Source organism: Pseudomonas sp. GW821-FHT07F01, assembly GCF_059418825.1.
The window spans coordinates 195,776-218,566 of the sequence record NZ_JBWKQO010000007.1; the positions used below are offsets into that span (position 1 = coordinate 195,776).

At 61.7% G+C, this 22,791-nt stretch carries 21 protein-coding genes; 7 read left to right on the forward strand and 14 right to left on the reverse strand.

Going from position 1 to position 22,791, the window contains the following annotated elements; genetic code table 11:
- Window positions 1-75: 75 nt before the first annotated feature.
- From AC07R1_RS25955 to AC07R1_RS25980, 6 genes are all read right to left on the reverse strand, one after another.
- Window positions 76-1,482, reverse strand: a complete 1,407-nt coding sequence (locus AC07R1_RS25955) for an OprD family porin (RefSeq protein ID WP_011059235.1) — start codon at window positions 1,480-1,482, stop codon at window positions 76-78.
- Window positions 1,483-1,648: 166 nt separating this feature from the next.
- The gene (locus tag AC07R1_RS25960; RefSeq protein ID WP_011059236.1) at window positions 1,649-3,250 is read right to left on the reverse strand and encodes an ABC transporter substrate-binding protein; all 1,602 of its coding nucleotides are present in this window, start codon (window positions 3,248-3,250) and stop codon (window positions 1,649-1,651) included.
- A gap of 309 nt (window positions 3,251-3,559) precedes the next feature.
- Window positions 3,560-5,185, reverse strand: a complete 1,626-nt coding sequence (locus tag AC07R1_RS25965; RefSeq protein WP_011059237.1) for an ABC transporter substrate-binding protein — start codon at window positions 5,183-5,185, stop codon at window positions 3,560-3,562.
- Window positions 5,186-5,298: 113 nt separating this feature from the next.
- A complete protein-coding gene (locus tag AC07R1_RS25970) occupies window positions 5,299-5,706 on the reverse strand; it encodes a hypothetical protein (RefSeq protein WP_041751953.1) in 408 nt (135 codons plus the stop codon).
- A 265-nt stretch (window positions 5,707-5,971) separates the two neighbouring features.
- On the reverse strand, window positions 5,972-6,535 hold the full coding sequence (locus tag AC07R1_RS25975) for a helix-turn-helix domain-containing protein (protein ID WP_015634148.1): 564 nt from the start codon (window positions 6,533-6,535) through the stop codon (window positions 5,972-5,974).
- Window positions 6,536-6,730: 195 nt separating this feature from the next.
- A complete protein-coding gene (locus AC07R1_RS25980; RefSeq protein ID WP_011059238.1) occupies window positions 6,731-7,447 on the reverse strand; it encodes an SIMPL domain-containing protein in 717 nt (238 codons plus the stop codon).
- A gap of 229 nt (window positions 7,448-7,676) precedes the next feature.
- Between AC07R1_RS25980 and AC07R1_RS25985 the strand changes: the two genes are divergently transcribed.
- The 3 genes from AC07R1_RS25985 (at window position 7,677) to AC07R1_RS25995 (ending at window position 11,318) form a co-directional block, all read left to right on the forward strand.
- Window positions 7,677-8,939, forward strand: coding sequence for an ATP-binding protein (locus AC07R1_RS25985; RefSeq protein WP_011059239.1), 1,263 nt, complete (start codon window positions 7,677-7,679; stop codon window positions 8,937-8,939).
- Window positions 8,932-9,492 carry a response regulator transcription factor gene (locus tag AC07R1_RS25990; protein WP_011059240.1) on the forward strand — a complete coding sequence of 187 codons (561 nt, stop codon included), beginning with the start codon at window positions 8,932-8,934 and terminating at the stop codon, window positions 9,490-9,492. Before AC07R1_RS25985 ends, AC07R1_RS25990 begins: the two co-directional genes overlap by 8 nt.
- A gap of 98 nt (window positions 9,493-9,590) precedes the next feature.
- A complete protein-coding gene (locus AC07R1_RS25995; RefSeq protein ID WP_011059241.1) occupies window positions 9,591-11,318 on the forward strand; it encodes an ABC transporter ATP-binding protein/permease in 1,728 nt (575 codons plus the stop codon).
- A 97-nt stretch (window positions 11,319-11,415) separates the two neighbouring features.
- On the opposite strand, the gene AC07R1_RS26000 is transcribed toward AC07R1_RS25995, so the two are convergent.
- Complete coding sequence (locus AC07R1_RS26000) at window positions 11,416-11,607, reverse strand: hypothetical protein (protein ID WP_011059242.1); 192 nt, start codon at window positions 11,605-11,607, stop codon at window positions 11,416-11,418.
- 13 nt (window positions 11,608-11,620) lie between these two features.
- The gene (locus tag AC07R1_RS26005) at window positions 11,621-13,261 is read right to left on the reverse strand and encodes a phospholipase (RefSeq protein WP_443692959.1); all 1,641 of its coding nucleotides are present in this window, start codon (window positions 13,259-13,261) and stop codon (window positions 11,621-11,623) included.
- 259 nt (window positions 13,262-13,520) lie between these two features.
- Between AC07R1_RS26005 and AC07R1_RS26010 the strand changes: the two genes are divergently transcribed.
- On the forward strand, window positions 13,521-14,462 hold the full coding sequence (locus AC07R1_RS26010; RefSeq protein ID WP_495111092.1) for an AEC family transporter: 942 nt from the start codon (window positions 13,521-13,523) through the stop codon (window positions 14,460-14,462).
- Window positions 14,463-14,516: 54 nt separating this feature from the next.
- On the opposite strand, the gene AC07R1_RS26015 is transcribed toward AC07R1_RS26010, so the two are convergent.
- The 6 genes from AC07R1_RS26015 to gatC form a co-directional block, all read right to left on the reverse strand.
- Window positions 14,517-14,897, reverse strand: coding sequence for a carboxymuconolactone decarboxylase family protein (locus AC07R1_RS26015; protein ID WP_011059245.1), 381 nt, complete (start codon window positions 14,895-14,897; stop codon window positions 14,517-14,519).
- The gene (locus tag AC07R1_RS26020; protein WP_026020272.1) at window positions 14,894-15,958 is read right to left on the reverse strand and encodes a calcium/sodium antiporter; all 1,065 of its coding nucleotides are present in this window, start codon (window positions 15,956-15,958) and stop codon (window positions 14,894-14,896) included. Before AC07R1_RS26020 ends, AC07R1_RS26015 begins: the two co-directional genes overlap by 4 nt.
- Window positions 15,959-16,008: 50 nt before the next feature.
- Window positions 16,009-16,383, reverse strand: coding sequence for a septal ring lytic transglycosylase RlpA family protein (locus tag AC07R1_RS26025; RefSeq protein ID WP_019095661.1), 375 nt, complete (start codon window positions 16,381-16,383; stop codon window positions 16,009-16,011).
- A 187-nt stretch (window positions 16,384-16,570) separates the two neighbouring features.
- On the reverse strand, window positions 16,571-18,016 hold the full coding sequence (gatB, locus tag AC07R1_RS26030) for an Asp-tRNA(Asn)/Glu-tRNA(Gln) amidotransferase subunit GatB (RefSeq protein ID WP_011059248.1): 1,446 nt from the start codon (window positions 18,014-18,016) through the stop codon (window positions 16,571-16,573).
- 10 nt (window positions 18,017-18,026) lie between these two features.
- The gene (gatA, locus tag AC07R1_RS26035; protein WP_053149031.1) at window positions 18,027-19,478 is read right to left on the reverse strand and encodes an Asp-tRNA(Asn)/Glu-tRNA(Gln) amidotransferase subunit GatA; all 1,452 of its coding nucleotides are present in this window, start codon (window positions 19,476-19,478) and stop codon (window positions 18,027-18,029) included.
- A 16-nt stretch (window positions 19,479-19,494) separates the two neighbouring features.
- Window positions 19,495-19,782 carry an Asp-tRNA(Asn)/Glu-tRNA(Gln) amidotransferase subunit GatC gene (gene gatC / locus AC07R1_RS26040; protein ID WP_011059250.1) on the reverse strand — a complete coding sequence of 96 codons (288 nt, stop codon included), beginning with the start codon at window positions 19,780-19,782 and terminating at the stop codon, window positions 19,495-19,497.
- 211 nt (window positions 19,783-19,993) lie between these two features.
- On the opposite strand from gatC, the gene mreB reads away from it, so the two are divergent.
- The 3 genes from mreB to mreD all read left to right on the forward strand — a co-directional run bounded on the left by mreB (window position 19,994) and on the right by mreD (window position 22,762).
- On the forward strand, window positions 19,994-21,031 hold the full coding sequence (gene mreB, locus AC07R1_RS26045) for a rod shape-determining protein MreB (protein ID WP_002555108.1): 1,038 nt from the start codon (window positions 19,994-19,996) through the stop codon (window positions 21,029-21,031).
- A 142-nt stretch (window positions 21,032-21,173) separates the two neighbouring features.
- Window positions 21,174-22,271, forward strand: a complete 1,098-nt coding sequence (gene mreC / locus AC07R1_RS26050; protein WP_072451275.1) for a rod shape-determining protein MreC — start codon at window positions 21,174-21,176, stop codon at window positions 22,269-22,271.
- Complete coding sequence (gene mreD, locus AC07R1_RS26055; RefSeq protein ID WP_011059252.1) at window positions 22,271-22,762, forward strand: rod shape-determining protein MreD; 492 nt, start codon at window positions 22,271-22,273, stop codon at window positions 22,760-22,762. Before mreC ends, mreD begins: the two co-directional genes overlap by 1 nt.
- Window positions 22,763-22,791 lie beyond the last annotated feature (29 nt).

The window sequence follows — 22,791 nt, forward strand, 5'->3', positions numbered from 1 at the left end:
GAACCCTCTGCAATCGATTGAACCAGATTAGCTTGAATGGCGGATTCGTCATGAATCCGCCCTTCAACTGGTGGGTTAGAGAATATTGAACGGGATGGTGGTAACCAGTCGGAATTCATTGATGTTGCCGTCGGCCTGGTTCTCGCTGGCGCGGTGCGTGGTGTAGGTGGCACGGATCGCGGTGGCTTTCAGCGGGCCGCTCTGTACGGCGTAGGAAGCACCGATGCCGTATTCGTAGTGGTGCTCGCCGTCCATGGTGCGTACGCCATAGACCGTACCGTCTGCCTTGACGCCGCTGTAGGCGGTGCCGTTGTAGTGGGTACCGTCGATGCCCCAGCCACGGGCCTGGTAGATGTTGAACTTGAGGCCGGGCACGCCGTACTCGGCCATGTTCAGGCCGTAGGCGATCTGGAAGGATTTCTCGTTCGGGCCGTTGAAGTCCGAGAGCAGGGAGTTGGCCAGGTAGATGCCGTTGGTTTCGTGCAGGTAGTCGAAGTACTCGTTACCGTTAATTTCCTGGTACGAAAAGGTCAGGCTGTGGGCCTGGTGGGTCAGGCCGAGCGACAGCGAGTAGGTGTCGTTGTCGATCTCGCCCATCTTCTTCTTGCCGGTATCGACGGTCTTGTAATAGTTCAGGCCGGTGGTCAGGCTCAGCACCGAGCTGTCGCCCAGCTCGTGGGTGGCGCCGAAGTAGTACTGGTTCCAGAAGTCTTCCACCTTGGAGGCGTAGAGGCTGGTCTTCAGGCTTTTCAGCGGCTGGTAGTTGGCGCCGACCAGGCTTACGCGATCGGTCTCGGCACCGTTGCTGTTGTACTCGGAGCTGAACTTGGACAGGCTCTGTTCGGTCCGTGGCGATACCCGGTCGAAGCTGCCGGCGTCGAACGACAGGTTGTTGAACTCTTCGCTGTGGATGCTCACCCCTTCAAAGCTCGAAGGCAGCGGACGGTTGCCGATGACGTCGACGATCGGCGTGCTGAAGTTCTGCCGGCCGGCGGTCAGGGTGGTGTTGGACACGCGGAACTTGACGTTGGCCAGGCCCAGCTTGCTCCACTGGCCCACGGCGTCGCCGTCGGAGTGGGTCAGGGTGCGGTTGTTCTTGCCGGCGATATCCTTGCGGTCACGATCCAGAGCAATAGCGTTGTAGGCGGCGACTTCCGTGCTGACGCCAACGGTGCCTTCAGTGAAACCCGAGGTGTAGTTGAGGATGGTGCCCTGGACCCAGTTGATACGGCGCGGGGTCGAGGTCTCTACACCATTGTGGTTGTACGAAAAACGGTCGTTACGACGTTTCAGCTCGTTGGCGTACCAGTTGCGCGTGGTACCCGACAGGCTCTGCCCTTCGATAAAACCCTTGGTCTCAGCCTGGGCACTGGTGGCGTTCAGTTCAGTCGGGACGAAGTCCTGGCTGACGTTCTCCGCATAGGCCGAGGCGGTGATGCTACTGATAGCCAAGGCTAACAATGCGCTGCTGCTCAGTTTCATGGGTGAAGCTCCTTTGTTTTCTTTTTTAAATGCCGGTTTTTTTGGGCCGGCTGGTTTTTGGAACTCATTCAAGGCATCGCAAACGTTTGCATGTGGCTTGATCGCCGAATTCAGGCAAAGCGTCTGCGTGAGGGCGAAAATCGCCCCCAGGGTTTTGGCTCATCGGTTATGGGGCTAGGCTGACACCCGAAAAGGCGTTGCGGCCGAAAGGACTGACCTTGAAACCTTCGACTTTCGCGCTCAGCGGCTGGTTGATCGTCGAGTGGGCCACGGGTGTGATCGGGACCTGTTGCTTGAGCAGTTGCTGGGCCTGTTTGTACAGCAGGCTGCGCTGTTCACGGTCGGTGACGACCTTGGCCTGCTTGATCAGCTTGTCGTACTGCGGGTTGCACCACATGGAGTAGTTGTTGCCGCCAATGGCGTCGCAGCTGTACAGCGTGCCCAGCCAGTTGTCCGGGTCACCGTTGTCGCCGGTCCAGCCGATCAGGCTGATGTCGTGTTCGCCGTTCTTGGTGCGCTTGATGTACTCGCCCCACTCGTAGCTGACGATCTTCACCTTGAGGCCGATCTTCGCCCAGTCGGACTGCAGCATCTCGGCCATCAGCTTGGCGTTGGGGTTGTAGGGGCGTTGTACCGGCATGGCCCAGAGGGTGATTTGCGTGCCTTCCTTGACCCCGGCGGCCTTGAGCAGCTCCCGGGCTTTTTCCGGGTTGTAGGCGGCGTCCTTGATGGTTTCGTCGTAGGACCACTGGGTCGGTGGCATGGCGTTGACTGCCAGCTGCCCGGCACCCTGGTACACGGCGTTGAGGATGCTTGGCTTGTTCACCGCCATGTCCAGCGCCTGGCGCACTTCGAGCTGGTCGAAGGGTTTGTGCTGCACGTTGTAGGCGATGTAGCCCAGATTGAACCCGGGCTTTTCGATGACTTGCAGTTTCGGGTCGTTTTTCAGCGTGTCGATATCGGCGGGGCGCGGGTGCAGGGTCACCTGGCATTCGCCGGCCCGCAGCTTTTGTACCCGTACCGAGGCGTCGGTGTTGATGGCGAAGATCAGCCGGTCGAGCTTGACCCGGCTTGGGTCCCAGTAGTGCGGGTTGGCGCTGTAGCGGATCTGCGAGTCTTTCTGATAACGCTGGAACACGAAGGGCCCGGTGCCGATGGGTTTCTGGTTGATCTGGCTCGGGGTGCCGGCCTGGAGCAGTTGCTCGGCGTATTCGGCGGAAAGGATCGCGGCGAAGCTCATGGCCAGGTTCTGGATGAAGGCCGCGTCCACGGTATTGAGGGTCATGACTACGGTCAGCGGGTCGGTCTTTTCGACCCGGGCGATGTTCTTGTTCAGGCTCATGCCGTTGAAGTAGGGAAACTCCGTCGGGTAAGCCTTGCGGAACGGATGTTCGGCGTCGAGCATGCGGTTGAAGGTGAACAGTACGTCGTCGGCGTTGAGGTCTCGGCTCGGCTTGAAATAGGGCGTGCTATGGAACTTCACCCCTTCGCGCAGGTGAAAGCTGTAGGTGAGACCGTCCTCGGAAATGTCCCAGCTCTTGGCCAGCGCTGGCAGCACGTTGGTGGCGCCTCTTTCGAACTCCACCAGGCGGTTGTACAGAGGCTCGGCGGCATCGTTGTCGGTGGCAGTGGTGTATTGGGCGGTGTCAAAGCCCGCCGGGCTTCCTTCGGAACAGAACACCAGGCTGCGTTCGGCGGCGGTGCCGAACGAACTGGCGGCCAACAGGCCACTGCCCAGCAGGGCCGGGAAAATCCAGGAATGACGCATGACCGTACTTCTCCATTTTTGTTGTGATGAGCAATGGGCCATGACTCCTTCCTGGAGCCTGTACAGGCCATTGATGCCAAACCACTACGTGCGGCAGGTGCCCGTTGGCAGACGCAGCTTCGCCTTGCACCGACCTTGAGGGTCGAGGGCCGGGCGGTAACTGCGTCGAACCTGAAATGCCTGTAGGAATCGGCTCTGAATTCGCAAGACAGTGCGCCAGTGGCGGGTCGTTGCGCAGTAGAGACCGAGCTCCAGCGGGCCGGGCTGGTAAAGCAACGGCGACGTCATGGACGTCGCCGTTGCAGAACCTTATTTGCCGATGCTGACGCCGTAGAAGGAGTTCAAGCCAAAGGGGCTGATTTTGAAATCCTGCACGTTGGCGCGCATGGGTTGGAACACCGTCGAGTGAGCGATAGGTGTCATCGGTACTGCATCTTTGAGGATGTGTTGCGCCTGCTTGTACAGCTCGGTGCGCTTGGCTACATCAGAGGTAGCCTTGGCTTGCTTGATCAGGGCGTCGTAAGGCTTGTCGCACCATTTCGAGAAGTTATTGCCGTTCATTGCATCGCAACCGAACAGGGTGCCGAGCCAGTTGTCGGGGTCACCATTGTCGCCGCTCCAGCCGATGATCATCGCCTGGTTCTCGCCGCCCTTGGAGCGCTTGATGTACTCGCCCCACTCGTAGCTGACGATGTTCACTTTCAGGCCGATCTTCGCCCAGTCCGACTGCAGCATTTCGGCCATCAGCTTGGCGTTGGGGTTGTAGGGACGCTGTACCGGCATGGCCCACAGGGTGATCTGGGTGCCTTCCTTGATGCCGGCTTCCTTGAGCAGCTCCTTGGCTTTCTCGGGGTCGTACTTGGCGTCCTTGATGGTGGTGTCATAGGACCACTGGGTTGGAGGCATGGCGTTGACCGCCAGCTGGCCGGCGCCCTGGTACACCGAATCGATGATCTGCGGCTTGTTCACCGCCATGTCCAGCGCCTGGCGCACCTTGAGGTCGGCCAGCGGGTTGGCATCGGTACGGCCCTTGAGGACCGGCATCACGTTGTAGGCGATGTAGCCGAGGTTGAAGCCTGCCTGCTCAGGCATCTTCAGGGTCTTGTCTTCCTTGAGGGCCTTGAGGTCGGCCGGACGCGGGAAGAGGGTGACCTGGCATTCGTTCTTCTTCAGCTTCTGGATACGTACCGAGGGGTCGGTGGTGATGGCGAAGATCAGGTTGTCGATCTTCACGTCTTCAGGCTTCCAGTAGTCCTTGTTGCCGGTGTAGCGGATGTTCGAGTCTTTCTGGTAGCTCTTGAACACGAAGGGGCCAGTGCCGATCGGCTTCTGGTTGATGTCGCTGGCCTTGCCTTCCTTGAGCAGCTTGTCGGCGTATTCGGCGGACTGGATCGAGGCGAAGCTCATGGCCAGGTTCTGGATGAAGGCTGCGTCCACGGTCTTGAGGGTGAACTTGACGGTCTTGTCGTCGACTTTCTCGACCTTGGTGATGTTGGTGTCCATCCCCATGTCGGTGAAATACGGGAATTCGGTGGGGTAGGCCTTACGGAACGGCATGTCCTTGTCGATCATGCGGTTGAAGGTGAACAGCACGTCGTCGGCGTTGAAAGTACGGGTCGGGGTGAAGTACGGCGTGGTGTGGAACTTGACGCCTTCGCGCAGGTGGAAGGTGTAGGTCAGACCGTCGTCCGAGATGTCCCAACTGGTGGCCAGGCCCGGAATGACCGCGGTGCCGCCACGTTCGAACTGGCTGAGGCGGTTGTAGAGGGTTTCGGCTGAGGCGTCGAAGTCGGTTCCGGTGGTGTACTGGCCAGGGTCGAAACCGGCCGGGCTCCCTTCAGAGCAGAACACCAGGTTAGTCGCCGCTTGGGCGAAGGGTGCGCTGGCGAGCAAGCCGGCGCTGACTAATAACGGAAGGACTGCTTTCTTGAACATGGTGGCCTCATGATTTGTTGTCATTTTTGGTGTAGAGGGCGACCTTGTGAGTCGACCCGCCGATACTTATGCAGCCCTCATACCCAATGCAAGATGCAGGGCTGCCACAAGTCTCAAAGAGTGGAACGAACGTACAGGAATGACGCATTTGTATAAATCTTGACGCATTTGATCGTTTGCGCCGGTGTTTTGTGGTGCATGCGCTGCCTTTTCACGGGGCAATCGAAGCCCATCGCGCCCACTCTTGGTGCGGTGCTGGCTGGTGTGCCGGGTGATGCTTGGCCCAGGCGCCCGGCCTTGTCTGACCGGATGGAGGTGGGCGGCTGGGTGAGGGAGGCCGTGGAGAACGGATGCCCGCAATTTTGCTGGCGATGGCGCGTGCTCGGCACATCGTCGCAGGTGCTGAATTCGGGGCTCGCAGTGAGGTTGTCACTGTGGAGGTCGCTGCGGGTTTGTGACGGCGTAGTGCCGCGGATCAGACCAGTTGTCTGCCAAACCTGGAGCGGAAAGGTCTTATCCATGCAAACCTCATTTTTTCTTTTTCTAGGGCATATCTGAGGATTGGCCTTGTGGGCCATGGAAACTCGCCTTCTTATGGGGAGTGGATGCAGCCCCATGGACCCTGTGCGGCGACGGCGATCGCTTTGTTGTGTTGTTGATAGTCGATTCGCCGATGCCGAAATTAAGTCATGCTGAAATCGTGGTCAACGAAAATTAAGCGTGACTAACATTTCTCCTTGTGCACAGGTTTGTCCCAGGGGTTCGACTGACGGCCGTGCGCTGGGCTCAGGCCGCGGAATGGTCGTCGAACAGGCCCATGGTGGTGACGGTCAGGACTTCTGCCGGGCCATTGCCGACGTTGGCCAGGCAATGAGTCTTGGTGGCGTCGAAGTGCACCGAGTCACCGGCACTCAGGGGATATTGACTGCCCTCGATGGTGTAGACGATCTGTCCTGAAAGCACGTAGGAGAACTCCGAGCCGTCATGGGAAATCAGCTCGGACTGGTAGCCCACCGGTATGTTCATCTTGACCGCGTTGATCAGGTTTCCGGGAAAGGAGCTGGACAGGCGCTCGTAGGCCAGTGGCTGGCCTTCGATGGTGTAGCGCACCCGCTTGCCGTCGTGGGAGTCGGGTTGCGCCTGGATCGGCTGGTCGAACAGGGCGTTCAGCGGAACGTTCAGAGATTTGGCGATATTGACCAGGGAAGAAATCGATACACCCGTGAGATTACGCTCTGCCTGGGAGAGGAAACTGGCGGTCAGACCGGATTCGCTGGCGATCTGGCGCAGGGTTTTCTTGGCGGCGCGGCGATAGCGACGCAGGCGTTCGCCGATGCGATCTGCGGTCATTGAAGAGACTCTTATAGGAAAGAAGCAGTATACCCGGCGGACGTCAGCAACATCTGAGCCGCTGCGTACCGGGGGGTATAACTCTAACACCACAGACCCGGGTTCCCCCGGGTCCGGGTTGAAATAGCCGGTAACGAAAAACGGCGATAACCTTGATGCCGAAGGTTATCGCCGTTGGAAGACGCAGGGAAAAGGTCAGGGCATCAGCACTTCGATGGCGCCGTCGGCGGTCATGCTGACCTGGCTGGTGCCGGCCTCGACTTCTGGTGTCACTGGGGCCGAATCCATGCTGGCGGCCTTCATCATCATCGGCGCGCGCATGTAAGGCTGTGGATAGCCATTGCTGTTGAGGTTCAGGTTGACGATCTTGTAGCCCTTGCCGCCCAGGGCCTCGGTGGCCAGTTGCGCACGGGCCTTGAAGGCCTTGACCGCATCCTTGAGCAACGCGTCTTCGCTGGCCTTGCGGGTCGGGTCGGCGATGGCGAAGTCCATGCCACCCATCTTCAGGTCGCCCAGCAGTTCACCGGTGAGCTTGGACAGCGCGGCGAAGTCGGAGCTTTCCAGGCGCAGTTCGGCGCGCTCACGCCAGCCTGTGATCTTCTGGCCCTTGCCGTCGTAGATCGGGTAGCTGTTGCGGCTGCCCTGGCGCAGGGTCACGTCCTTGACCTGGCGCGCCTGGTCCAGGGCCTTGTTCATGGTGGTGGTGATTTCTGCGGCGAGCTTGGCCGGGTCGGTGTTCTGCGATTCGCTGTAGAGGGTCACGATCATCAGATCCCGAGCCACTTCCTGGCTGACTTCGGCGCGCAGGGAAATCTGGTTGTAGTGCAGTTCATCGGCGGCCAGGGCGGGCAGGCTGGTGAGGGTGCCGGCGCTGAGTGCGAGAAGGGCGACGCTGCGACTGAAATGCTGCATGAAAACTCCTTGAGTGCGGTCCGCAGGATAAGGTCAGAGCCTGGGTGAAACCTTCAGACTGTGGTTTTTATTCCTCGTTGCGGCCAATTACAACTTTGATACACATGATCGCCATGGTTCGTCCGCGGCCGCTCAGGGCAGTGTGGCGCTTTGCCGCAGTTTTGCCTGTGCCGGGGGCTGCTTGGTTATACTCCCGGCGATTGCCCTGGAGCGCTCATCAGGAGAGCTCATGCTCGCCCCCGTAAAATTGCTGTCCGCAACCCGTCAGAACCTCTGGCGCCTGACCTTTATCCGTACCCTGGTGCTGGCCGCTCAGGCCGGTTCGGTGGGGCTCGCCTACTGGCTGGACCTGCTGCCGCTGCCCTGGTTGCAACTGGGCGTGACCCTGATGTTTTCCATGGTGTTGTGCGCTTTCACCGCGATCCGCCTGCGCACCTCGTGGCCGGTGACGGAGCTGGAATACGCCCTGCAACTGGCCTGTGACCTGTTTATCCACAGTGTCCTGCTGTACTTCTCCGGTGGTTCCACCAACCCCTTCGTCTCCTATTACCTGGTGCCCCTGACCATTGCCGCGGTGACCTTGCCGTGGCGCTACTCGGTGGTCCTGTCGGGTATCGCCCTGACGCTCTATACCCTGTTGCTGGCGCGTTTCTACCCGTTGCAGACCTTCCCCATCGCCCGGGAGAACCTTCAGGTCTACGGCATGTGGCTGAGCTTTGCCCTGGCTGCGGCGGTGATCACCTTCTTCGCTGCACGCATGGCAGAAGAGCTGCGCCGCCAGGAAGAACTGCGGGCGATCCGGCGCGAAGAGGGGCTGCGCGACCAGCAATTGCTGGCAGTGGCGACCCAGGCTGCCGGTGCCGCCCACGAATTGGGCACGCCCCTGGCGACCATGAGCGTGCTGCTCAAGGAAATGCGCCAGGACCATCCCGACCCGCTGCTGCAGGATGACCTCGGCGTGCTCCAGGACCAGGTCAAGCTGTGCAAGGAAACCCTGCAGCAACTGGTGCGCGCGGCCGAGGCCAATCGCCGCCTGGCGGTGGACATGCAGGAAGTCACCCAGTGGCTGGACGAAGCCTTGAACCGTTGGCACCTGATGCGCCCGGAAGCCAGCTACCGTTTCCATCTGTTGGGCGAGGGGCCGGTGCCGCGCCTGGCGCCGCCGCCGGACCTGACCCAGGCCCTGCTCAATCTGCTGAACAATGCCGCCGATGCCTGCCCCGAAGGCCTGGAAGTACGCCTGGACTGGGACGCGGAAAACCTCACCATCAGTATTCGTGACCACGGTGCCGGAGTACCCTTGGCCATCGCCGAACAGATCGGCAAACCGTTTTTTACCACCAAGGGCAAAGGCTTCGGCCTGGGCCTGTTTTTGAGCAAGGCCAGCGTGACCCGCGCTGGAGGCTCAGTGAAACTCTACAGTCATGAGGAAGGCGGAACGCTCACCGAGCTGCGCCTGCCCCGTGCCGCCCGAGGAGACGACCATGAGTGAAGAGATCCAAGTCGAAGGCGAGGAACTGCCGCACCTGTTGCTGGTGGATGATGACGCCACCTTTACCCGCGTGATGGCCCGCGCCATGAGCCGCCGCGGTTTTCGCGTGAGCACCGCCGGTTCCGCCGAGGAGGGCCTGGTCATTGCCCAGCAGGACTTGCCGGACTACGCCGCGCTGGACTTGAAGATGGATGGCGACTCCGGGCTGGTGCTGTTGCCCAAGCTGCTGGAGCTGGACCCGGAGATGCGGGTGCTGATTCTCACCGGCTATTCGAGCATCGCCACCGCGGTGGAAGCGATCAAGCGTGGCGCCTGCAACTACCTGTGCAAGCCGGCGGATGCCGACGATGTACTGGCCGCGCTGCTCTCCGAACACGCCGATCTCGACACCCTGGTGCCGGAAAACCCGATGTCGGTGGACCGCTTGCAGTGGGAACACATTCAGCGCGTGTTGACCGAACACGAAGGCAACATCTCCGCCACTGCCCGGGCCCTGGGCATGCACCGCCGTACCTTGCAGCGCAAATTGCAGAAGCGTCCCGTGCGTCGCTGAACCGCGACTGAACGAATGTCCGCTGGGCGTCGTGAAAAAGCGAGCCGATCTACTATGATCGGCTCAACGCTTGCCCTTCTTCCTATCGAGCCTCAACGATGAATCAGAACGCTGAATACTCCGCGGTCAACGATGCCGTGCGCGGGCAATTCTTTCGCCGGGTCTGGGCCATGATCACGCCGTACTGGCGCAGTGAGGAAAAGGGCAAGGCCTGGCTGTTGCTGGTTGCGGTGATCGGCCTGTCGCTGTTCAGCGTGGCCATCTCGGTGTGGATCAACAGCTGGTACAAGGACTTCTACAACGCCTTGCAGAAAAAGGACGAAGCGGCGTTCTGGCACTTGATCCTGTATTTCTGCGGAATTGCCGCGGTGGCGATCCTGGGGGCGGTGTACCGCCTGTACCTGACCCAGATGCTGACCATCCGCTGGCGGGCCTGGCTCACCGAGAAGCACTTTGCCCGCTGGCTGGGCCACAAGAACTACTACCAGTTGGAGCAGGGCGGCTACACCGACAACCCGGACCAGCGGATTTCCGAAGACCTCAACAGCTTTACCAGCAATACGCTGTCCCTGGGCCTGGGGCTGATCCGCAACATTGTCAGCCTGGTGTCCTTCTCGATCATCCTGTGGGGGGTGTCCGGCAGTATCGAGGTGTTCGGCTACACTATTCCCGGCTACATGTTCTGGTGCGCGCTGGTCTATGCCGCTGTCGGCAGCTGGCTGACCCACTTGATCGGGCGCCGCCTGATCGGCCTCAACAACCAGCAACAGCGCTTCGAAGCCGACCTGCGTTTTTCCATGGTGCGGGTACGGGAGAATGCCGAGAGCATTGCCCTGTATGACGGCGAGAAGAACGAGAACCAGCGTCTGAGCAGCCGTTTCGGCAAGGTCTGGCACAACTTCTGGGACATCATGAAGGTCTCCAAGCGCCTGACCTTCTTCACCGCCGGGTATGGCCAGATTGCGATCATTTTCCCCTTTATCGTGGCTGCCCCGCGGTACTTTTCCGGCAAGATCGAGCTGGGTGAGCTGATGCAGATCAACTCGGCATTCGGGAACGTTCAGGAGAACTTCAGCTGGTTCATCAGTGCGTATTCGGACCTGGCGGCCTGGCGCGCCACCTGTGATCGTCTGCTGAGTTTCCGCCAGGCCATGAGTGATAACGAAGAACGGACCCCGGCTATCGACGTGCAGCATCAGGGCGAACAATTGTGCGTACGTGACCTGGGCCTGGACCTGGCCGATGGCCGGCATCTGCTGGCCGGCGCCGAAATGACCGTGAACCCAGGTGAGCGGCTCATGCTCAGCGGCCGTTCCGGCAGCGGCAAGAGTACCTTGCTGCGGGCCATGGGTCGGTTGTGGCCGGCCGGGCACGGGAGCATCCTGCTGCCGAACCAGCGTTACCTGTTCCTGCCGCAAAAGCCCTATCTGCCCATTGGCAGCCTGCGCGAAGCCTTGAGTTATCCACAGTCTGGCGACAGCTACCCCCAGGAGCGTTATGCACAGGTCCTGGAAACCTGCCGCTTGCCCCATCTGGTGGCGCGCCTGGACGAGAGCAATCACTGGCAGCGCATGTTGTCGCCGGGCGAGCAGCAGCGCCTGGCCTTTGCCCGGGCCCTGCTCTATGCACCGCAGTGGCTGTACATGGATGAGGCCACTTCGGCCATGGACGAAGAGGACGAAGCCACCTTGTATCAGGCGCTGATCGATCAGTTGCCGGGCCTGAGCATTGTCAGCGTCGGCCATCGCAGCAGCCTCAAACGCTTCCATCCACGGCTCGTTCGTATCGAGCAGGGGCATCTGCAAGAGCAGACTCTCACGGCCTGACGGAGGGCCGAGCGCTAGCCTCAAGCCCAGCGCCCTTGCACCGCCGGTGCAAGGGCGCTGGGCCGTTTCGCGAGCGAGCCGTTCCTACAGGCAGCCATCAGGCCTGATGCAGGATCGAACGGTCCACACGTACGGCCAACTGGCCGCTGCCCGGCTTCGCGTTGAAGGCCACGTTGCCATGTTCATCCACGCTGGCTCGGGCGATCGGGGCGCCGTTGAGCAGCAGCTCCAGTGGTGCATCCTTGAGAGACTGGCCGGAGGCCAGTTGCAGTTTCAGGTTGATAGCCATGGTGATCTCCTTATCAGGCGTTGCTGTCGATGAAGTGGCTGGCGTTCTTGTCGATGGAGCCGACCAGCTCCGGTGAACCACCACGGAACTGGCGGAACACATTGCGCCCGGTGGCGCTGCTGTTGCTGGTACCGGCCGGAATGCTCAGGGTTGGCTGGAAGCTGTCGCTCAGTTCCACATAGGCCGACCAGGGGCCGATGTAGGACTCGTTCAACCCGTTGGTTTCGCTAAGGGCGTAGCGCACCGCGTGGCCTGGCAGCCAGTTGGGTTCGCTGGGGCTGTGGCTCTGCCAGCCATCGGCGAGGATCACCGGAACCGCGCTGGGGGTTTCCAGGTAGCCGGCCGGCTTGTTCGGGCTGTAGTTCTGCAGCAGCAGGTAGGTGCTCCAGCCCCACCAGTTGTCGATGGTCTTGCTGTCATTGAGGTTGTTGACGTCGCTGCGGCGCAGGACCTTGTCGCCACTCATCACGAACAGTGGCGAGAAGTTGCCGGTTTTCGCGGCATTCAGGTCCGGCAGGGTTTTCAGGGCTGCGTAGCTGGCGGGTGCGGGGAGGTTGCCGCTGAGGTAGCTGGCGAAGATTTCGTCTGCCGAACTCTGCACAGCCATCTTCACTTGCTGGCGATTGCGATGGTCGACGCTGTCGAAGTAGCGCTTGTCGCCATAGGCGTGCCAGCGATCGCCCTGGGCGTTGCTGACATTCAGGCCGAACTTGCTGTCCTCGTCATGCATGAAGCGGGTAATCAGCGAACCCAGGTCGCTGGGGGTGACGACCGCCGCCACCTGTTTGCGCGGCACCCGTACGTGGCCGGAGGAAAACAGATCGGTGAGGAAATGGTCGGCGAAGGCGTTCATTGCGTAAGCCAGTTCCAGTTGCTTGTCGTCCGCGCTCTTGCCCGCCAGTACCGCTTGCTGCAGCGCTGCGGTATGCCCTGCGGTGTAGGCAGCCAGGGCCCACTCGCCGAAGTGATCGGCGTTGTTGGCCGCCAGCTTCAGGTAGCGCCCCAGGGGGAACAGGGCGGATACCACGCTGCCGCCCCCGGTTATCTTGTTCCACTCCTCGGACAGGGTATCGCCCAGGGCGTCATAGGCTTCATGGGGCTGCTTGCCGTCGCGGATCGCCTGGTTGGCGGCGACGATTTCCTTTTGCATCACCGCAAGGATCTGCCGGGCTTCGTCTTTCGCCGCCGGCAGTACCGCAAGGGAGTTGAACGCCGCGATAAAGCGCTGTACTCGATCACTGGGGGTTGCGCCTTCGCAGATCGGCTGCTCGGGAATGCCATAGAAGTCGCCCCCCAGGGCCACCACCTGGCCGTAGGTCAGCGCCAGGCCGTTAGGCAGGTGCAGTTCGACCTGCCACGCCGGGATGGCCGGTGCATCCTTGACGAAGCGCAGCAGGGTGCTGTCGCCGATGGCTGTGTGTTCGCCGCCCTCGAAACGCAGCTGTGGCTGGCCCTTGGTGGCTTTTTGTGCAGAACGAGGCAGGTCTTCCGGGCGGTGGTACTTGATGGTGTGGTGGCCATCGGCGACCAGTACCAGGGTGTCGCCATCGCCGGAAATGGCGATGCCTTGTTCACTGAACAGGCGGTCCAGGTCGGCGACGATCTTGCCCGCGTGTTGTGGCTGTTGCTGCTTCTGTGCAGAGAGTCCTGACATTTCTAGCTCCTTGATATGTCATGGGGATATTTCCTTATTTAACTGTATGTATATACAGTTAAATTGAGCATAGAGGAAAACGTTTTCCCGTCAAGAAGCGAATGCACCGCTGCAGCATTTTTTCTTTCGCCCCGCAATGGAGCCGCAGGCTGGGTACTGCGTGGGGCAGGCGGGCCCCGGGGCAGCGAGGCTCCAGACGCCAGCGTGCGGATTGAATTATCATTAGCGCCCTAACGACAGGCTCAAGGTCCACCCGCCCATGCTGGCTATTTTTCTCGAAACCCTGACGATCACGGCGCCGGTCTTTGCCATGTTGCTGCTCGGCCTGTTGCTCAAGCGGGTGGAATGGATCGACGACAACTTCATTCATACGGCCTCGGCCCTGGTGTTCAACGTCACCATGCCGGCGCTGCTGTTTCTCGGCATTGTCCATGCCGACCTGCATTCATCGTTGAAACCCGGGGTGCTGATCTATTTCTCCTTGGCCACCCTGGCGTGCTTTAGCCTGGCCTGGGGCTGGGCGATCTGGCGTTGCCCCAAGGCCGACCGCGGGATCTATACCCAGGGCGCGTTTCGCGGCAATAACGCGATCATCGGCCTGGCCCTGGCTGCCAGCATGTACGGCGATTACGGCATTTCCCTGGGCGCAGTGCTCGCAGCCCTGGTGATCCTGTTCTACAACACCCTCTCGACCATCGTCCTGGCGGTCTACAGCCCGGTGATCAAGTCCGATCCCTGGAGCATCTTCAAGAGCGTTGTCAGCAACCCGCTGATTGTCAGTGTGCTGGTGGCCGCACCGTTCGCCTACTGGCAGATCGGCATTCCCAACTGGCTGGAAACTTCGGGGCGCTACCTGGCGCAGATGACTCTGCCCCTGGCGCTGATCTGCATTGGCGGCACCTTGTCCCTGGCAGCCTTGCGCAACAGCGGCGAGCTGGCGATGAGCTCCAGTTTGCTGAAGATGGTCAGCCTGCCGGCCCTGGCGACCCTGGGGGCCTGGCTGTGCGGGTTTCGCGGGGCGGAGTTGGGGATCCTGTTCCTGTACTTTGGCAGCCCCACCGCGGCGGCCAGTTTTGTCATGGCCCGGGCGGCCAATGGCAACCACGAACTGGCGGCGGCGATCATCGTCATCACCACGGTGATGGCGGCGGTGACCACCAATATCGGGATTTTCCTGTTGCAGTGGGGTGGGTGGATCTAGGCTTTGCCGCGAGCCGGCTCCTGCACGGCTATTGCGTAGGAGCCGGCAGCAGGTTCACTGCGGTTGCTGATAGGTGTCTATCACTTCCTGGGCCGCGCGAAACGCATCGATGGCCGCCGGCACTCCGGCATACACCGCGCAATGCAGCAGCGCTTCACGAATCTCTTCGACACTGCAGCCGTTGTTCAGTGCGCCGCGCACGTGGCCCTTGAGTTCCTGTGGGCACTTGAGTGCGGTCAGGGTCGCCAGGGTGATCAGGCTGCGGGTCTTGAGCGGCAGGCCCTCACGGTTCCATACACCGCCCCAGGCATGCTCGTTGACGAAGTCCTGCAAGGGCTGGGTGAATTCGGTGGCGTTGCCCAGGGCGCGATCGACGAACGCATCGCCCATGACCTGGCGACGCATCTGCAATCCGCTTTTCTTGTTCTCGCTCATGGTGCTTCCTTCTTGTGTTGGCGGCGCCAGGCTCGCAGCGAACTGAACAGCAGGAACGCCACCAGCGCTGGCAGGACGAAAAACAGCATCAGGTGTTCCAGCTTGCCGGCCAGAGGCATGCCGGTGGTGAAGGACACCACATGCAGCCCGTAAGCCAGGTACAAGCCCAGAAACAGCAGGCCTTCGGCCCGGGTCACGCGGTATCCGGAATAGAACACCGGCAGGCACAGCACGGCCACGCCGAGCATGACCGGCAGGTCGAAGTCCAGGGCATTGGGCGAGACCGAAAGAGGTGTCGGTGCCACCAGGGCGGTGAAGCCCAGCACTCCCAGCAGGTTGAACAGGTTGCTGCCGATGATGTTGCCCACGGCAATCTCGCGCTGGCCGCGCAGGGCCGCCAGCAGCGAAGTGGCGAGTTGGGGCAGGGAGGTGCTGACGGCGATCACGGTCAGGCCCATGACCCGCTCGGAAAGCCCCAGGTCGTCGGCCACGGAGACGGCGGCGCCCAGTAGCAAGTGCCCGGCGAAGACCAGCAGGCCGAGGCCGAGCAGGACCATCAGCAGGCTGCTGATGCGCGGTGCCCAACTGCGCTGGCCGGCTGGTGCGGGTGAGTGGGGGCGGTGCGAATGGCGGGACTGGCGCAACAGCAGGCCCAGGTACAGCACCAGGGCTGCCAGCAGGATCAGGCCGTCGCTGGGGCTGAGTTGTTCGTTGTAGGCCAGCACGAACACCAGCAGGCTGGCGCCGATCATCAGCGGGATGTCCAGGCGCACCAGTTGCCGCGAGACCCGCAGCGGGATGATCAGCGCGGACAGGCCGAGGGTCACCAGGATGTTGAAAATGCTGCTGCCGATCACGCTGCCCACGGCAATGTCGGTGTTGTCGGCCAGGGTCGCCTGCAGGCTGATGGCCATTTGTGGCGCGCTGCTGCTGAAGGCGACGATGCTCAGGCCGATGATCAGTGGGCGCATGTGCAGGCGTGCAGCCAGGCGGATGGCCGCGCGCACCAGCAGTTCGGCGCCGGCGATCAGCATCACCAGGCCGCTGATGAGCTGGATCAGGCTGAGCAGGGGCAGTTCGGCAAAAGCGGTAATGGCGTGGGCTCCCGGGGTCAGTCGCTGAGGGCTTGGACGCGGACTTTGGCAGTTCCGCTGCGCAGCATGTCCAGTTGTTGGGCGGCGGCGCGGGACAGGTCGATCAGGCGGCCTCGGGTGTGCGGGCCTCGGTCGTTGATACGTACCACGACGCTCTTGTCGTTGCCCAGGTTGGTGACCTGTACCCGGGTGCCGAATGGCAGTTCGCGGTGGGCGGCGGTCAGGCCGTTCTGGTCGAAGGGCTCGCCACTGGCAGTGCGATTGCCGTGGTGCCGAGCGCCGTAATAGGAGGCGGTGCCGGTTGTGTCATAACCTCGGGGGTCGATGACGTGGCTGGTGGCGCAGCCGGTGAGCAGAGCGAGCAGGGCGCTAGTGGCAACCAGACGCTTCATTCGGGAGCTCCGATGGTTGATGTGGCGAGGGAGCGTACTCCCGCTGGTCTGTCTGGCAGACCGCAAGCCGACGGCGATGTTCCTTGCTGGAGCGTCGCCGGCCGGTTTGCAGTCGCTGTCGGACCGAGCGGGAGCTCGCTCCCTCGTCACGCGCAAGCGGCCGGGGCCGCTTGCGGTTAAACCCCGATCAGCCCTCGAGCTTGCTCTTCAGCAGCTCGTTGACCTGTTGCGGGTTGGCCTTGCCTTTGGATGCTTTCATCGCCTGGCCGACGAAGAAGCCGAACATCTTGCCGCGCTTGGCCTCATCGGCGGCACGGTACTGTTCGACCTGTTCGGCGTTGGCTGCGAGCATCTCATCGAGCACCGCAGAGATCGCGCCGCTGTCGGTGACTTGCTTGAGGCCACGCTTGTCGATGATCTCGTCGGCATTGCCTTCGCCATTGGCCATGGCTTCGAACACGGTCTTGGCGATCTTGCCGGAGATGGTGTTGTCCTTGATCCGCAACAGCATGCCGCCCAGTTGTTCGGCCGAGACCGGGGCTTCGTCGATTTCCAGGCCCTGCTTGTTCAGCAGGCTGCCCAGCTCGACCATGACCCAGTTGGCGGCGAGCTTGGCGTCACCGGCGATGCTGGCGACCTTCTCGAAGTAGTCCGCCTGCTCACGGCTGGTGGCCAGCACGCTGGCGTCGTAGACCGACAGGCCGAACTGCTCCTGGAAGCGTTCGCGTTTCTGTGGTGGCAGTTCCGGCAGGGTGGCACGTACCTGGTCGAGGAAGGAATCCTCGATGACCACGGGCAGCAGGTCCGGGTCGGGGAAGTAACGGTAGTCGTTGGCTTCTTCCTTGCTGCGCATCGGACGGGTTTCGTCCTTGTTCGGGTCGTACAGGCGGGTCTGCTGGATCACCTTGCCGCCGTCCTCGATCAGCTCGATCTGGCGACGGATCTCGGAGTTGATGGCTTTCTCGATGAAGCGGAACGAGTTGACGTTCTTGATCTCGCAGCGGGTGCCGAACTCGACCTGGCCCTTGGGGCGGATCGAGACGTTGCAGTCGCAACGCAGGGAGCCCTCGGCCATGTTGCCGTCGCAGATGCCCAGGTAGCGCACCAGGGCGTGGATCGACTTGACGTAGGCCACGGCTTCCTTGGCGCTGCGCATGTCAGGCTCGGAAACGATTTCCAGCAGCGGCGTGCCGGCACGGTTCAGGTCGATGCCGGTGGCGCCGTTGAACTCTTCGTGCAGGCTCTTGCCGGCGTCTTCTTCCAGGTGCGCGCGGGTGATCCCGACGCGTTTCATGGTGCCGTCTTCCAGGGGGATGTCCAGGTGGCCCTTGCCGACGATCGGCAACTCCATCTGGCTGATCTGGTAGCCCTTGGGCAGGTCCGGGTAGAAGTAGTTCTTGCGGGCAAACACGTTGTGCTGGCCGATCTCGGCGTCAACCGCGAGGCCGAACATCACCGCCATGCGCACCGCTTCCTGGTTCAGCACTGGCAGTACGCCGGGCATGCCCAGGTCGATCAGGCTGGCCTGGGTGTTGGGCTCGGCACCGAAGGCGGTGGAGCTACCGGAGAAAATCTTCGATTGAGTGGTGAGCTGGGTATGAATCTCCAGCCCGATCACGACTTCCCATTGCATGTGTGTCTCCTCAGAAGCCGGTTGGGGTGCGGGTGTGCCAGTCAGTGTTCAACTGATACTGGTGCGCAACGTTGAGCAAGCGGCCTTCCTGGAAATACGGAGCGAGCAGTTGCACGCCGACCGGCAAGCCGTCGACGAAGCCGGCCGGCATCGACAGGCCCGGCAGGCCCGCGAGGTTGGCGGTGATGGTGTAGACGTCTTCCAGGTATGCAGCGACCGGGTCGCTGCTCTTGGCGCCGAGCTTCCAGGCCGGGTTGGGCGTGGTCGGGCCGAGGATGATGTCGACTTCGTTGAACGCGCTCATGAAGTCGTTCTTCACCAGGCGACGGATTTTCTGCGCCTTGAGGTAGTAGGCATCGTAGTAGCCGGCGGACAGTGCGTAGGCACCGACCATGATCCGGCGCTGCACTTCGCTGCCGAAGCCTTCGCCGCGGGAGCGCTTGTACAGGTCTTCCAGGTTTTCCGGGTTCTCGCAACGGTAGCCGAAGCGCACGCCGTCGAACCGCGACAGGTTGGAAGAGGCTTCCGCCGGGGCGATCACGTAGTACGCGGGGATGGCGTGCTGCATGTTCGGCAGGCTGATTTCCTTGATCACCGCACCGAGCTTTTCCAGCTCCTTGATGCTGTTGTGGATCAGCTCGGCGATGCGCGGGTCCAGGCCGGCGCTGAAGTATTCCTTCGGCACGCCGATGCGCAGGCCCTGCAGCGAGCCGTTGAGGCCGGCGCTGTAGTCCGGCACCGGTTCATCGATGCTGGTGGAGTCGTTCGGGTCGAAGCCGGCCATGCCTTGCAGCAGGATCGCGCAGTCTTCGGCGGTGCGCGCCAGCGGGCCACCCTGATCGAGGCTGGAAGCGTAGGCGATCATGCCCCAACGGGAAACGCGACCATAGGTCGGCTTCAGGCCGGTGAGGTTGGTGAAGGCGGCGGGCTGGCGGATCGAGCCGCCGGTGTCGGTAGCCGTGGCGGCTGGCAGCAGGCGCGCAGCGACCGCGGCGGCGGAACCGCCGGACGAACCGCCGGGCACGTGTTCCAGGTTCCACGGGTTTTTCACCGCGCCGTACCAGCTCGACTCGTTGGCCGAGCCCATGGCGAATTCGTCCATGTTGGTCTTGCCCAGGGTCACGGCCCCGGCAGCGGCCAGCTTGGCGACCACGGTGGCGTCGTAGGGCGCCTTGAAGTTGTCGAGCATCTTCGAGCCGCAGCTGGTGCGGATGCCCTGGGTGCAGAACAGATCCTTGTGGGCGATCGGCGCGCCCAGCAGGGCACCGCTCTCACCATTGGCGCGACGCTCGTCGGCGGCCTTGGCCTGGGACAGTGCCAGGTCCTGGGTGAGGCTGATGAAGCTGTTGATCTGCGGATCCAGCTGGGCGATGCGCGCCAGCAGGGTCTGGGTCAGTTCTACAGAAGAGAATTTCTTGTCGGCGAGGCCGCGGGCGATCTCGGCCAGAGTCATGTGATGCATTGCAGGCTCTTTCCCTTTAGTCGATGACTTTCGGAACCAGGTACAGGCCGCTTTCGACCGCTGGTGCGATGGACTGATAGGCCTCGCGATGATTGGACTCGGTCACAACGTCTGCGCGCAGGCGCTGGCTGGCTTCCAGGGGGTGGGCCAGGGGCTCGATACCGTCGGTATCGACTGCCTGCATTTCATCCACCAGCCCGAGAATGCTGTTCAGGGCGGAGGTGATGTGTGGAAGATCGCCTTCATTGAGCTTGATGCTGGCCAAATGAGCGATTTTTTCCACGTCGGAGCGTTCAAGCGCCATGGGATTCTCCAGTGGAAAACAAAAACGGATTTCGTCCGCGTGTTAGATTGTCGGAACACTACCGCATTTCTACGGTCTTATGGCCGCGATTGTGGGGGTTGGTGCACAGAAAAGCGGCCAATTTAACATATTGGCGCCTTGCCCAAAATCCCTGTCGTTGTTAGAGTTTGCCGCACTTTTTTACCCACGCGTTGCCTAGGGTCCCTTTCCCATGTTCAAGAAACTGCGTGGCATGTTTTCCAGCGATCTTTCCATTGACCTGGGCACTGCCAACACCCTTATTTACGTGCGCGAGCGCGGTATTGTCCTGAATGAACCATCGGTTGTGGCCATTCGGACCCACGGTAATCAGAAAAGTGTTGTCGCGGTTGGTACTGAGGCCAAGCGCATGCTCGGTCGTACCCCGGGCAACATCGCAGCCATTCGTCCGATGAAAGACGGCGTGATCGCCGACTTCAGCGTTTGCGAAAAGATGCTGCAGTACTTCATCAACAAGGTTCACGAAAACAGCTTTCTGCAGCCCAGCCCACGTGTGCTGATCTGCGTTCCATGCAAGTCCACCCAGGTTGAGCGTCGCGCCATCCGTGAATCGGCCCTTGGCGCCGGTGCCCGTGAAGTGTTCCTGATCGAAGAGCCGATGGCCGCTGCGATCGGTGCCGGCCTGCCGGTTGAAGAGGCCCGCGGTTCGATGGTCGTGGACATCGGTGGTGGTACCACTGAAATCGCCCTGATCTCCCTGAACGGTGTGGTCTACGCCGAATCCGTACGGGTTGGCGGCGACCGTTTCGACGAAGCGATCATCACCTACGTGCGTCGCAACTACGGCAGCCTGATCGGTGAGTCCACCGCCGAGCGCATCAAGCAGGAAATCGGCACCGCCTACCCGGGCGGCGAAGTGCGTGAAGTCGACGTCCGCGGCCGTAACCTGGCCGAAGGAGTGCCACGTGCCTTCACCTTGAACTCCAATGAAGTGCTGGAGGCTCTGCAAGAGTCTCTGGCAACCATCGTTCAGGCGGTGAAAAGCGCCCTGGAGCAATCGCCTCCGGAACTGGCTTCGGACATCGCCGAGCGCGGCCTGGTGCTGACCGGTGGTGGCGCGCTGCTGCGTGATCTGGACAAGCTGCTGGCCCAGGAAACCGGCCTGCCGGTGATCGTTGCCGAAGACCCGCTGACCTGTGTCGCTCGCGGCGGTGGCCGTGCATTGGAAATGATGGACAAACACACCATGGACCTGCTCTCCAGCGAATAACTTCGCCGGTTGCATCTATGCTGTTGCGCTCACAGGCAGCACTTTGCAGTGCTGCCTGTGGCGTTTATCTTCTGTCAATCTGCATCCAGGCCGGTTTGATGCCGTATGAATAAACACAACATTTGCCTGGGAGGAGCGGCCTATTAAACCGCTTTTCGCCAAAGGCCCCTCATTAGGCGTGCGCCTCCTGGTGCTGGTCGTTCTCTCGGTCGCACTGATGGTGGTCGATGCCCGCTTCACACTGCTCAAGCCAGTGCGTAGCCAAATGTCGCTGGTGTTGATGCAGTCCTACTGGATCACCGACCTGCCGCAGCGGCTATGGCAAGGCGTGGCCAGTCAGTTCGGCAGCCGTACCGAGCTGGTCGCTGAAAACGAAAAACTCAAGACCGAAAACCTGCTGCTGCAGGGGCGCATGCAAAAGCTCGCGGCCCTCACCGAGCAGAACGTGCGCCTGCGCGAGTTGCTCAATTCCTCGGCACTGGTCAACGAGAAGGTTGAAGTGGCCGAGTTGATCGGCATGGACCCGAACCCCTTTACCCACCGCATCATCATCAACAAGGGTGAGCGCGATGGCGTGTTCCTCGGCCAGCCGGTGCTCGATGCCCGTGGCCTGATGGGCCAGGTGGTGGAGTTGATGCCCTACACCTCCCGCGTACTGCTGCTCACTGACACCACCCACAGCATTCCGGTGCAGGTCAACCGCAACGGCCTGCGCGCCATCGCCAGCGGCACCGGCAATCCGGAGCGCCTGGAGTTGCGCCATGTGGCCGACACCGCGGATATTAAGGAAGGCGATCTGTTGGTCAGCTCCGGTCTGGGCCAGCGTTTCCCCGCCGGCTACCCGGTGGCCACGGTCAAGGAAGTGATCCACGACTCCGGCCAGCCGTTCGCCATTGTGCGGGCGGTACCCACCGCTGCGCTGAATCGCAGCCGCTACCTGCTGCTGGTATTCAGCGATCCGCGTACCGCCGAAGAGCGTGCCAACGATGCCGCCCAGGCCCAGGAAGCCCAGGACCAGCAGGGCGCCAGCGCCGCGCCAGTGGTCCCGGCCACCGTGCCCAAGCCGGCCGCGGCGGCAAACGCCGGGGCTGCGCCCGCCACTGCGACTCCTGCTGCGCCGGCGACCCCGGCCAAACCCGCGGCTCACGCTCCGGCCAAGCCGGTCCATAAACCTGTGGTGAAACCGGCCGCTGCCAAACCACCGGCAGCAGCACCGGCCACCACCGGAGGAAGAGAATAATGGCGGGTAGCACCTATTCGCGAAATGGCTGGATCGTCTGGTTGACCTTCCTTATCGGGCTGCTGCTCAGCGTCTCGCCCTTGCCGCAGTTCATGGAGATCCTGCGTCCGCTGTGGCTGGCGCTGTTGCTGGCGTTCTGGGCCCTGGCCCTGCCGCACAAGGTCGGCATGGTCACTGCCTGGTGCCTGGGGCTGGCAGAGGATGTGCTCTATGGCACGCTGCTGGGGCAGAATGCCCTGATCCTGACGCTGATCACCTTCCTTGTACTGTCTCTGCAACAGCGCCTGCGGATGTTCCCGATGTGGCAGCAGAGCCTGGTGATCCTGGTGATCTTCGGCCTGGCGCAGTTGGTGCAACTCTGGCTCAGCGCCCTGACCGGCAACCGCCAGCCGACCCTGGCCCTGGTGCTGCCGGCCCTGGTCAGTGCCTTGTTGTGGCCCTGGGTCAGCTTCGGCCTGCGCGGCTTGCGTCGACGTTTCAAAATCAATTAATTCGGTCAGGCATTGGCCCGCACCTCGAC